The sequence below is a fragment of the Microcoleus sp. PH2017_05_CCC_O_A genome (assembly GCF_020738785.1).
In the GTDB taxonomy this organism is placed as follows: domain Bacteria; phylum Cyanobacteriota; class Cyanobacteriia; order Cyanobacteriales; family Microcoleaceae; genus Microcoleus.
In genome coordinates this window covers 1-13,130 of record NZ_JAEQCB010000078.1, presented here as the reverse complement: position 1 = coordinate 13,130, position 13,130 = coordinate 1, and the positions used below count along the sequence as shown (strand labels likewise).

Below are 13,130 nucleotides of genomic sequence, written 5' to 3'. Positions count from 1 at the left end.
CCCATTTTTTACGCTAGCAACTCATCGACGGCAATACTAAAACCAGGCAAAACTATTTGAGTGCTGACGACTTCACCTATGGTAAATAAAAGTCTCTGCTGTTGAGTAACAACAACAATCCACTGACTCTCAGGAAGTACCAGCCATATTTCTTGACAGCCCGATTGCAGGTATTCATTGGTTTTGGCAAATACTTCTTCCGCTTTATCAGTAGGAGAAATAATTTCAGCAATCAACGGGAAACTTTGAGGAAGTATGGTAAAATCATTAAATTGGGCGACTAATTCTGGTGTCAAGTAAGAAACATCAGGACAGCGACCTCTCTCTACTGTACGGCAACCTGTTTCTGTGTAAACTTCTCCGCCTTGTCCGCTGGAAATTGCGTAATTTCCCCAATAGCGGGATAGCCGAGATTGAATCCGACCAGTTTTTGCTGTCATGCCGTTTTTTTCTACTAATTCTCCATCCACCCATTCTGTGCTGTCAGGCGGGTTTTCTATCCATTCTTCTAGGGAAATTCTGGGAGATTCAATAACTTGAATTTCCCTGGATTCGATGAGTGAACTTACCATCATGTGAGTCAATCCTTCTATATGTGTACTATCTCACAATTTGAGCGGAATATTAAGTTTTCTAGAGTGAAGACCGGGGCGGGTTTATAATAAAATAGGTTTGTAGTGAGGACTTTAGTCCGCAACAAATAAGGACTAAAGTCCTCACTACGAACCTATATAGGAAGCTATATTTGAATGTTTTAAACAAATTCTCCTTTCGCCACCATCACCACTTTACCTCCCACCAAAACTTCTATTTCTTCCTGATTTTTTTGAGCTTTCAACAACAGCAACGAAGGTCTACCAATTTCATAACCCTGTTCGACTCTCACATCAATCTTTGATTCCCCGCAATAAGTATATTCTACCAAATATCCAGCCAAACAGCCATTGGCACTCCCCGTCGCCGGATCTTCGGGAATTCCTAAGGAATGGGCGAAAACTCGGACGTTTAAATCATTAATGTCGCTGTAAGTTTCTGGGCAGAATATCAAAATTTCTTTGGCTTCTGTGGTATTAATTAATTCAAAATATTTATCTAAGTTGACTTGAGCTTTTTTGACGGCTGCGAGGGTTTTTAACGGGACAATTATAAACGGTACTCCGGTAGAAACTTCTTGAATTGGGAAGTTTGTCTCAATCTCATCGGGTTGTAAATTTAGGACGCTGGCGAGAGTTTCGGTTGGCAAAACTTGACCGAATGTTGGTGGGTTTTGTCGCATCCACAAAATATCTGCGGATTCGTTGCGATAATTAAAGGTGACAGGAATTTGACCCACGGCTAAATTGAGAATTACTCGATCGACCTTTTGGCCAATTATCTGTTGTTGTAGCACAAACGCCGTCCCCAGCGTCGGATGACCGGCAAACGGTAATTCCTTCTTGGGCGTGAAGATACGCACGTCATAGCCGCCGTTTTCCGGCTGGTTTGATGGAATAAACGTAGTTTCCGAATAATTGATTTCCTTCGCTATCAGCAGCATTTCGGCCTCTGAGAGTTCCGCAACTCCCGCGCCGCAAAAGACAGCTAGCTGATTGCCAGCATATTTTGACTCGGCAAACACGTCAACGATATAAAAATTCATATTTCCCTCCTTTAAGATTAGAAGACCGGGCGATTGAAATCGCGTCTATACAGACAAAACCCGCCTCCGCTTTCCCTCTTTTAAGATTAGAAGACCGGGCGATTGAAATCGCGTCTATACAGACAAAACCCGCCTCCGCGGGTTGAATACCAGACGGTTAAAATTACGTTATCTTCTCTTTGTCCGCGGAGGCGGACATTGTTTGTGTAGACGCGATTTCAATCGCCGACTCTTATCGACATCGACAAGATTTTTGACCCAGACTCGCTACTTCAAACAGCGAATAGCCTGCAACATACCCCGGGCTTTATTGAGAGTTTCTTCATACTCCATATCCGGGTTAGAATCGGCCACCAAACCAGCACCGGCTTGCACAGAAACCGAATGTTTGTCACCGCCCTGCGATTGAACAACCATAGTGCGAATTGTAATCGCACTATTCAACTGTCCCTCAAAATCATAAAACCCGTAAACCCCAGAATACGGGCCGCGACGGCAACCTTCCAACTCGTGCACAATTTCCATCGCCCGAATCTTCGGAGCACCGCTAACCGTACCAGCAGGAAAACCAGCTTTCAACAAATCCCAAGCTGTCTTATCTTCAGCCAATTCTCCGATTACATTGCTCACAATGTGCATCACATGAGAATAACGCTCAATTTTCATTAATTCGTCAACTTTTACAGTACCGCTGCGGCAAACTCTGCCTAAATCGTTTCTGCCCAAATCAACTAACATCACGTGTTCCGCAATTTCCTTCGGATCTTGCAGTAATTCAGCAGCCAAAGCATCGTCTTGTTGAGGAGTTTGACCCCGGCGGCGCGTACCGGCAATCGGCCGCAAAGTTGCAATCCTTTTGCCGTCAACAGTATTTTCTGCCTTCACCATCACTTCTGGACTGGAACCGATAATCTGCCAATCTCCAAAATTAAAATAAGCCATGTACGGAGAAGGATTGATCAGGCGCAAAGAGCGGTAAAGTGCAAAAGGATCGCCCGTGTATTCTGCTTCCAGCCGCTGCGAAATCACTACCTGAAAAATATCTCCCGCTTTGATATAATCCTTGGCTTTCAATACATTTTCACAATACTTGTCGCGGGTGGTATTGCTGCTGTAAGCTAATTCTGTATTTTCAGTTGTGGAACTTGCATCTTGCCCGTAACTCGGCGGAGTCCATTCTAGGAGAGTAGATTGTTGTGAAAGTGGCGATTTCAGTTTATTTACTAACTGAGAAACCCGATCGCACGCTGCCCCATAGGCCTCGGCCAAATCAACGCCTGTCTCGCGCAAATCCGCATAGGCGACGGCCCAAATTTTCCGTTTCACCTGGTCAAAAATCAGCAAATTATCAACCTGCATCCACAACCCATCCGGCAAATCATTCTCGCCCGCCGGATGCACTGGAACTCGCGGTTCAATCCACTTAATTAACTCGTAACCCCAAAAACCAAACAATCCGCCAATTCCCGGCGGTAACTGCGGCAATTTCACTGGTTTGTAAGGCTGCAAACACTCGGTTAAAGCCTCAAACGGATCGCCCGTAAATACTTTTTCGGAACCGTCGCGGTAAACTTGAGTTGTGCGATCGCCCCTAGCCTCCAAAATCCACAGCGGATCGCACCCTAACAAACTATAACGCCCGAGTTTTTCCCCACCTTCCACCGACTCCAGCAGAAAACTGTAAGGTTGACCGGCGCAAACCCGATACCACGCAGACACAGGCGTATCCAAATCAGCCACCCATTCTTGATATACGGGTACAAAATTGCCTTGTTTCGCCAGTTCCGAAAATTGTGAGAAATCGGGAAATATCATATATAGCAGTTGACAGTTGACAGTTGACAGTTGACAGTTGACAGTTGACAGGAATCAAATTGGAGAGCGATCGCTTGGGGATCTCAGGGGTCTCTTCATGAGGTGCTTTATGTCAATACCTTGAATGGCGGTTGCTATACTAACTTTAATTACAATCAATAAACAAAAGACGGAAACCAACAGCCCTCCGGCGATTGGTACTCGCCAACAGCCATCACCGCCATCGGCTTGACGGCGCGCAGCCCTTGTTGCAAACACCAGCGAAACAAACTTCCATACCTCAGCGGCAAGTGAAAAGCTAGCACATCTTCGGAACTGTACGCAGCAGCCCCCAAGAGCAAAACCTGCATATCTGCCTCGGTTTCGGCGACGCTGTGACCCAAAGCAGATATCGCACAAGTATAAGCCACAATCCGACCTTGCTGGTACGCAACTAACGGACAATAATTATTTAGGGCGTATTCAATCTCGGAAGTTCGATCGCACCCACAGACTTTTTCGCACAAAGCCGCGCATTCGCCCACATTCTCGCCAGCCATCGGCCGCACCTCAAACCCATACTGCGGCACGCTGCGAAACTTCCCCTCCATTAACACGAAAGGTTCCTTCACCTCAAAACCCAGAGAAGCGTACAGCGACAGCGAGGCCATGTTGAAAGATTCTTGCACCAAACGGATGCCTACAGCATCCTGTCCCCGTTCCAGCAAGGCTTTCATGATTTGTCGCCCTGCGCCGCGGCCTTGAAAAGCCCGATCGACACTGACGGGCCCGATACCGCGAATCGGGTTGCGTTCATCCATAAAACCGCACCCGACAACCGCACCGTCATTCTCGGCTACAACGCCAAAATACGAGGGATTTTCGAGCCAAAACCGACTAATTTCGGCCGCCAACTCTACCGTCAGAAAATCTGTGTGAGGGAAGCAGTGGCGATCGGAAATATCTTTAAAAGCTTCATAATTAATGCGAGCGCAAACATCGATATCAGAAATCTGCGATCGCCTGATTGCGACATTCATTTTTAATTTAAGGATTAACTATTAATTAGATTTGATATTTGCAGTAGAAGCTGGGCGCTGCCCATTCCTGTCAACTTAACCCTAAAACCCTTGATAAATCTCGCTTTTCTCCGAGGCCAGATCCCCCTCAATCCCCCGGATAGTCGGGGGAGGAAAGAGAATGCTCTTGTCCCCCCTTTTAAGAAGGAGACGAAAGAGAATGCTCATGTCCCCACCGACTATCAGGGGGGCTAGGGGGATCAGTCTTAACTGAGTCCCAAATAAGCAATATTACTTATGTTTTGCTCAGCAATAGATCGATCGCTTAAGGATCGTAGGTCTTCTTACCTGTGAACTTCACCTTGATCGGATTGGGATTGCTGCCAATATTGCGAGGGACACTACCATTAGCAACACGACCTTCGTTCACCTTCTCAGGGAACACGCCATCCTTGGGATGCAGGTACTCAGTAGAACCGTCAGGAAAAACGCGGTAGATTTTGTAGTTCGAGATTTTGAATTTCGCCCGCAGTTGCTGGCCGCCCAAAGCGATACACTGCTCCTTCCGGGGCAGATACAGCAAGTTGTCGCCTTGACGCATAATCGCAGCGCCACCTGTAGGCATTTCAAACACTTGTTCCTTGGGGCTAGTCCAAGTGATAGCATACTTCTCTTCAACTAGCGCCTTGGTCAGCAAGCCGCCGGTGCTGCCGCCGAAGATGGGGGGTTGTCCAGTCAGTTCTTCTGCCATAGATATATCCAAAGGATTTTTACGGCATCCTATCATCGCCACTGTACCCTGTTATCGAAATTGTAAGGAAAGTTAACAGTTTTTGGGCGATCGATCTTTTCTGATAATTAGGAATTAGTAATTAATAATTGATAATTTGTAATTTTTACCAAAGTTATAAAACAGAACTCTCTCTGCACAAATCCCGAAAAAATATCTCAAAAAAATGTAATGCTTCGGGTACTGATCGCGCACTCGAAGCATCGCACATTGCCCAATTCCTCACACGCGATCGCACAAATCTGCCCATATATTACCGAGCAGCACCTAACCCTAAGTCAAGAACCAATTAGGGTCATAGCCGCGCGGAATTTGACTCAAAGCAGTCCAAGTTTCTTGGTTGACAATCCCGTCGGCCTCGATCCCAAAGCTTTTTTGAAATGCGCTAACAGCCCGATCAGTCAAAGTGGCAAATTGACCGTCAATAGAGCCCCGATAGTGCTGGGAAATGGTCAGAACTTCTTGAACAGTAGTGACTGCTTCCCCAGAACTGCCGAATTTAAGTACCGGCATATTCACAGGAGCTTCAGTATAAAGGGCCTGCCAAGTCAGCGGCCCGACAATGCCGTCCGGCGACAAGAAAACCCGATACTGAAACAGTTTCACAGCAAATTCAACTGATGAGTTAAAAATTCCTTTTACAGGCTGCCGGTAAACCCGCAACTTGGTTAACATTTGTTCGAGTTCCAATACCGCTTGACCTTGAGAACCTAATTGCAGTTGTGGCTTAGTAATAGCTTGTTGGGTAGATTTCATCTTGGTTGTAAATGACATATTGATTTTCCTCTAGGTTTGAGTATTCCGATCGCAAAAAAGTTTTTCCGGGCGAAATATGGGCATCCTCAACTTTTCACGAATCAACACTGACGCCCGCCCGTGTCTCAACAGATTCGATCGACTGCAAGCCCTCTCCAGACTTGTGGCCCTTCCGACTTAACGCTCCCAATATCCCGGTAGTGCTCTGCCGCCCAACCCTTTATTTTGCCTAAAAGCCGGGTTTAAGACGCAAGCACGTCCTGAATCTGCTTTGATACTTTCGATCCTAAGGCCCAACACCGCCGGGTCGCATCACCTGTAAAAGCTATCTCGCGGGGTGAGAGGAGGTATAGCACAATACGGTTTACTTAAGATGGTCCTTCGATAGGAACGAAGCAATCTCCGTATCTATTTTTCATAGGTTTTACCCCCAGGGCGGTCTTAAGTAAACGGTATTGGGGTATAGCAGCGGAGGCGAGTTCTGCTTTGAAAACTTCTTAACTTTATTCCAGCCAGCGAACCAATATTTTCTTTAAAAACCGAGTTTTTACGCAAGTTTTTTTGATCTACATTACTAACTGCCTACAAAAATAGTTTATAGCTAAGTAATATCCACAGCTTGTACGCTCAAATGATATTAAAGTCCTCGGTAATGTCCACAATGTGTACCTACAATCATATTGATTGTGCAAGTGTAAAAACCAAGTGTTTCTGTGATTCTTTGTTATATCCAGAAATCTCCCAATCCTGCAATTGCTTTCCCCAACGCCCCGCGAGCAGCTATTTATCTACGCCCTAACTTTTATTATTAAAATTTAATAAAGTCATTTACAATGATGGTGGGATGCTGTATGATTTCATTTAAAGGCTGTAACACTTCCACCATAAAAAAATTAAGAGTTGCAATTTCTAGGTCGCTAGACCTCTTAAAACAAACACCTGCTAAATACGTAAGTAATTTTAAGATTGTGCGATCGTTCGATACATCGCTGCAACCTGCGGCTTTGTAAAGTAGCGATCGCCCGCCATTCATTGGGGTTCCATATGTGCCATTCTCTAATTAATTCGGCATTGATTTATAATCAACTGGGAAAATCTACTATGCTGCCAGCTTCAGGGATTTCTGGTTACAACTTACAAGAGCTGATTCACCAAGGAACTAACACAGTTATTTATCGAGCCATATCGACAGCAGAAAAACAATTAGTCATTCTCAAAGTCTTAAACACCGACTGCCCGACCCTAGAACAGAGCGCCAGTTTAAAACACGAATATCAAATCACAAAACATATCGACTCAGAGTATGTCATCAAAGTCTATCGACTCGAAATCCATCCTTTTTGCTTAGTGTTAGTATTAGAAGATATCGGAGGGGTATCCCTGAAATATTGGATCGAAAACTTAGAACATCAACCAGAATTAGCCGAGCCCGAAACCGACAATCTAGAGGCGAATGCCACGCATTACCAATTATCGATTGCCGATTTTTTAAACATAGCCGTATCCTTGGCAAAAGCTTTAGTATTGCTGCATCAAAATCAAATCATACATAAAGACATTAAACCGGATAATATTATCATAAATCCCCAAACAAAGCAAGTAAAACTTGCTGATTTTAGCATCGCTTCGCGGTTGAGAAAAGAACAAACACACTCAAAAAATTCCGATCGCCTAGAAGGAACCCTGGCATATATGTCCCCCGAACAAACCCGGCGCATGAACCGTTCCATCGACTACCGCAGCGATTTCTACTCTCTCGGCGTCACCTTTTACGAATTACTGACAGGACAATTACCATTTACCAGCAGTGACCCGTTAGAAATGGTACACTGTCACATAGCCAAACCACCAGTTCCCCTGCAACAACTCAACCCACAAATTCCCATAGTTTTGACCCAAATTGTGGCAAAACTCATGGCAAAAAATGCCGAACTTAGATATCAAACTGCCACAGGATTATTAGCAGATTTAGAACGCTGCCAAAATCAAATAAAGAATTCAGGGACAATTTCTAACTTTATTCCCGGACAACTAGATGCCCTGAGTCAGTTGTCAATTCCTCAGAAACTCTACGGACGAAACACAGAAATAGCACAATTATTAGAAGTGTTCGATCGTGTCTGCAAAGGCAGCGGTGAAATTGTCCTAGTCAGTGGCTATTCCGGCATCGGCAAATCTGCATTAGTTCATGAGATTGTCCGTGATATAACGCGGCAACGTGGCTATTTTATATCTGGTAAATGCGACCAGTTTAAGCGGAATGTTCCCTACGCTTGTTTCACTCAAGCTATGGGTAACTTCGTGCAGCAAATTTTGATGGAAAGCCCAACTCAGCTAGTAGCATGGCGACAAAGACTACTCAACGCTTTGCAGAAAAATGCTCGAATTGCGATCGATGCTATCCCGGAGTTACAATTGATTTTGGGCGAACAACCTCCCGTACCCGAACTCGGTGCTATTGAATCTCAAAACCGCTTCAACGGAGTGATGAAGAAGTTTGTCCAAGCAATTGCAACAGCCGAACATCCTTTGGTAATGTTTCTCGATGACTGTCAGTGGATGGATGCTGGAAGCGTTAATTTGTATCAACACAACTGCACCGAAGAAAATCCTTACTTCCTGCTTATTCTTGCTTATCGAAATAGCGAAGTAAGTCCGAGCCATCCCTTTATGTTGGCAAATGAGGCAATGAGGGCCGCAGGAATTGCGATCGCCAATATTCACCTGGAACCCTTGGCAATTTATGAAGTAAATCGATTAGTTTCTGACACTTTAAACTGTTCTCCTAGAAAAGTCGCATCCTTGGCACAATTGCTGCTCGAAAAAACTCAGGGAAATCCTTTCTTTTTAAAGCAGTTATTGAAGTCACTGTCTCAAGAAAATTTTCTGATATTTAATATAGAACTTGCAGAATGGGAATGGGACACCCAAGAAATCAAACAGCAAAATATTTCCGAAAATGTAGTTGATTTAATGGCTCATAAAATTCAATATTTATCTGAACAAAGTCAGACAATTTTACAATTAGCTGCTTGTATAAACAACGAATTTAATCTGGATATATTATCAGTAGTGAGCGAACAATCTTTGACTAAAACAGCACAATATTTGTGGGAAGCGCTAGAATTAGGGTTGATTTTGCCTGTAGATGACGCCTATCTAGTACCACAAGTATTTGAGCAATGGGAATTAGAAAAGTTGGCTCCAATAATTGGCAAAGTGCGCTACAATTTTTTGCACGATCGGGTTCAACAAGCCGCTTATGTGATGATTCCTGAGTCCCAAAAACAATCAGTTCACTGGAAGCTGGGACGTTTGTTGTTGGAGGGGAGCAATGAAGCTGAACGTCAAGAACAGATTTTTGATATTGTTAATCATTTGAACTTTGCTCGCGAATTCATTGCTAATCCTGAAGAACTTTATGAATTAGCACAATTAAATTTACAAGCAGGTAAAACTGCTAAAGCTGCTTCGGCTTTTGAAGATGCGCTTACTTTTTTCCAAGCTGGGTGCGACTGTTTGCCTGTCTCAAGTTGGCAAGATAATTATAGCTTGAGTTTTGCGCTAAATTTAGAGCTGGGTGAAGCAGAATATTTAAATAGTAACAATGATGCAGCTTTAGCAATTTTTGACCGGATTCTGACCAAAACTCATACTTTGTTAGAACAGTGTGCGATCGCAGAATTGCAAATAACTTGTCTGCGGATGAAGAATGACTTATCTGCCGCTTATGAGTTAGGGATTGAAACGTTAAATTCTTTGGGGGTTGAGATTGAACCTTACCCGGATGATGAATTTCTAGCCCGAGAATTAGCAGAGACGAAGAGGATGATCGGGCGATCGATCGATATATTAGCAGATTTACCCAAACTTACCGATTCGCTACAACTAGCAGCTCATCGAATTTTGAAAGAACTTTTCCCGATCGCCTATTTTACCAGTCCCAACGCTCAATATCTCTGCGCGATGAAGTTTGTACAAACAAGCATTCTGTACGGGAATTCACCATTTTCCGCCTTTGGTTACACTTTGTACGCCTTTACTTTGGTCAATAAATATCGCGAAATCAAGGCGGGCTGCGCCGCCGGAGAACTCTCGCTCAATCTCTACGAAGGCTGTGACAATAAAGAGTTAGGTACTTGTATTTTTCATATGTGGGGGGCTTTAACTTTACATTATATGAAATATATCGATGAATGCAAGCCTTTTATGCTCAAAGCTTTCAATAGCGGTTTAGAAACAGGTGCTTATCAATGGTCGGGATATGCTTCGATTAATTATCTATGGGTCTGCTTTTTTGGCAACGAGTCTTTGAGCAAAGCTACAGAAATTGCCGATCAATTTATTCCAGCGCTTTCAAAGGTCGATCGCAATATGCTAGCTTATCACTTGCTGACCAAAAATGCGATCGCCCAACTGACTAGCTCACCAGAAACCTACCCAGAGCCGGAAACCTTCATCGACGAACACCAGCTTTTAGAATTTGCCAAATCCTCAGCCGATCTTACCACTGCTTTTGTCATCTATCTTTACAAGCTCACCCATGCTAATTGGTTTGGCGAAGTCGATCGCGCCTTAGAATATGCTCTCTTCGGCGCGGAATTTTTGAAAGGCGGTGCCGGTCATTTTGTCAACCCGGTTTTTCGGTTCCATCACGCGATCGCCCTAGCTGCTGGTTGCACAAACGCCAATGATACCGAGTACAAACTATACCGAAAACAGCTCACTATTAGTCTGGAGAATTTTCGAGATTTGGCAGAACACTGTCCTGCAAATTATCTGCACAAATATTCATTAATTCAGGCAGAAATCGCGAGGTTGTCAGGAGACAGCCATACAGCAGCACAACATTATGATTGGGCGATCGCCTCCGCCCTCAAAAATGGCTTCGTCCAAAATGCTGCCCTAGCCAATGAATTAGCTGCCAGATTTTATATAACACAAAATCGTGCCAATCTCGCCAAAATTTATCTCAATGATGCCCGTTTTTGCTATGTCGAGTGGGGTGCAACCGCCAAAGTTCATCAACTAGAACAATCTCATCCAGATTGGTTTAACAAAATCAGCGACGATCGGATCGCTATAAATACAACTGCGACTACCGCCACTGATGCCAATATTTTTGATTTGAAAACAGTAATCAAAGCTTCTCAGGCTATTTCTAGCGAAATCGTCTTAGAAAAATTGTTAAAAAAACTGCTGCATATTATTTTAGAAAATGCAGGCGCTCAAACCGGGTGTATTCTTTTGGAACGAGACGGATACTTGTTCGTTGAAGTGTCGGATAGCGACCCGCATAATTATGCAATATTTGAAGAATTCCACCCAGTCAAAAATAACTACAAAGTCCCTCTTTCTATCGTCAATTATGTAGCAAGAACTCAGGAACCTCTGGTACTAATCGATGCAACTAAAGAAACACTTTACCAATTCGATACATACATTCAGCATCAGCAACCGAAGTCAGTTTTGTGCGCGCCAATTGTCTATCAAGGAAAGTCAATCGGTATAGTTTATCTAGAAAATAACTTGGTCGCTGGAGCCTTCACTGACGAAGGTTTGACACTTTTGGAAATGTTGACCGCACAAGCAGCAATTGCTATTGCAAATGCGCGTTCCTACGCTAGCGAACAAGATAAATCCCGCCAGTTAACTGAATCCCTACAAAACTTGCAACAATCTCAAGCCGAACTCGCTCAAAAAGAAGAGGAGTACCGCAGTATTTTTGAAAGTGTAGCAGACGGACTTATCTTAATAGATTTGGAGACTAGAAAATTTGCGGCAGCAAACCCGGTAATGTGCGAAATGTACGGTTATTCTATGGAGGAATTCTTGAGATTAAGTCCTTTAGATCTCCTGCACCCAAAGTGCCTACATTTATTCGATGAGTTTATGACAACCGTTAGCTTGCACCAAGAATTTTATTGTGAAGCTATCGTGCTGCGAAAAGACGGTACAGAATTCGATATTGAGGTAAGAGCAAAGTTTTTTGAATACAGAGGGAAACCCCACGCTTTGTCAATCATTCGCGATATCAGCCAGCGCAAAGTAGCGGAACAAGCTTTACAAACATCAGAAGCTCAACTGAGAGAGAAAGCTGAAAATTTAGAAGCCATATTGATCGAACTGCAACAAACTCAAGCACAATTAGTTCAAACTGAAAAAATCTCTCAACTCGGACAACTGGTAGCTGGAGTAGCCCACGAAGTGAACAATCCTATTGGCTTTATTTCTGGGAACTTGCACCACGTTCAAGAATATATTGGTGATTTAATTAACTTGGTGAATATTTATCAAGAAAACTTTCCAGAACCGGGAGCAGAAATTGAACAGGAAATTGCATCGATCGATCTACAATATCTATTAGCCGACTTGCCCAAAACTACGGCGTCCATGAAGATGGGAATCGATCGCATCCGCGACATTATGCAATCTCTGCGGAACTATTCTCGTAGCGACAGTCAGGAAAAAAGAGCAGTTGACATCCACGAAGGCATTGAAACTACTTTAATGATTTTATCTCACCGCCTCAAGGCTAAGCACAACAGACCGGCAATTAAAATCATTAAACATTACGGTGAGTTGCCAACATTAAAATGCCATCCCGGGCAAATAAATCAAGTATTTATGAATTTGATTGCTAATGCGATCGATGCTGTGGAAGAATTTAACGCGGGCAAAACCTACGCAGAAATTGAACAAAATCCCAATATAATTATGATTTCTACCGTGGGTGTTTGCCAGCAAAAACTGGAAATCATCGATACAATTGTGATTCAGATTGCTGACAATGGAATGGGAATGCCGGAATCTGTCAGAGAAAAAATGTTTGCGCCATTTTTTACAACTAAAGCAGAAGGTAAAGGTACGGGATTGGGACTGTCTATTTGCCATCAGATAGTCACTGAAATACATGGGGGAACTTTGGAATGTTTGTCTTCGGTAGGAGGCGGAACAGAGTTTGTGATTGGTCTTCCGATTTAGGGGAGTTATTGGGCATGGGGCATGGGGCATGGGGCATGGGGCATGGGGCATTGGTTATTGGTTATTGGTTATTGGTTATTGGTTATTGGTTATTGGTTATTGGTTATTGGTTATTGGTTATTGGTTATTGGTTATTGGTTATTGGTTA

General features: G+C 43.6%; 7 protein-coding genes. 1 reads left to right on the top strand and 6 read right to left on the bottom strand.

Annotated elements, in window-relative coordinates:
• Nucleotides 1–8: 8 nt before the first annotated feature.
• The 6 genes from JGK20_RS19100 to JGK20_RS19075 all read right to left on the bottom strand — a co-directional run bounded on the left by JGK20_RS19100 (nt 9) and on the right by JGK20_RS19075 (nt 6,016).
• Nucleotides 9–575, bottom strand: coding sequence for a Uma2 family endonuclease (locus tag JGK20_RS19100; RefSeq protein WP_293182859.1), 567 nt, complete (start codon nt 573–575; stop codon nt 9–11).
• Between the two features lie 179 nt (nt 576–754).
• On the bottom strand, nt 755–1,639 hold the full coding sequence (locus JGK20_RS19095) for a PhzF family phenazine biosynthesis protein (RefSeq protein ID WP_293182857.1): 885 nt from the start codon (nt 1,637–1,639) through the stop codon (nt 755–757).
• A gap of 267 nt (nt 1,640–1,906) precedes the next feature.
• The gene (gene trpE / locus JGK20_RS19090; protein ID WP_293182855.1) at nt 1,907–3,454 is read right to left on the bottom strand and encodes an anthranilate synthase component I; all 1,548 of its coding nucleotides are present in this window, start codon (nt 3,452–3,454) and stop codon (nt 1,907–1,909) included.
• A 155-nt stretch (nt 3,455–3,609) separates the two neighbouring features.
• Nucleotides 3,610–4,473: a GNAT family N-acetyltransferase gene (locus tag JGK20_RS19085; protein ID WP_293182853.1), complete on the bottom strand. Its 864-nt coding sequence runs from the start codon at nt 4,471–4,473 to the stop codon at nt 3,610–3,612.
• Between the two features lie 304 nt (nt 4,474–4,777).
• Nucleotides 4,778–5,203, bottom strand: coding sequence for a photosystem I reaction center subunit II PsaD (locus JGK20_RS19080; RefSeq protein WP_293182871.1), 426 nt, complete (start codon nt 5,201–5,203; stop codon nt 4,778–4,780).
• 312 nt (nt 5,204–5,515) lie between these two features.
• On the bottom strand, nt 5,516–6,016 hold the full coding sequence (locus JGK20_RS19075) for a peptidoglycan-binding protein (protein ID WP_293182851.1): 501 nt from the start codon (nt 6,014–6,016) through the stop codon (nt 5,516–5,518).
• Nucleotides 6,017–7,099: 1,083 nt separating this feature from the next.
• On the opposite strand from JGK20_RS19075, the gene JGK20_RS19070 reads away from it, so the two are divergent.
• Complete coding sequence (locus tag JGK20_RS19070; RefSeq protein ID WP_293231755.1) at nt 7,100–12,982, top strand: AAA family ATPase; 5,883 nt, start codon at nt 7,100–7,102, stop codon at nt 12,980–12,982.
• The last annotated feature ends 148 nt before the right edge of the window (nt 12,983–13,130 follow it).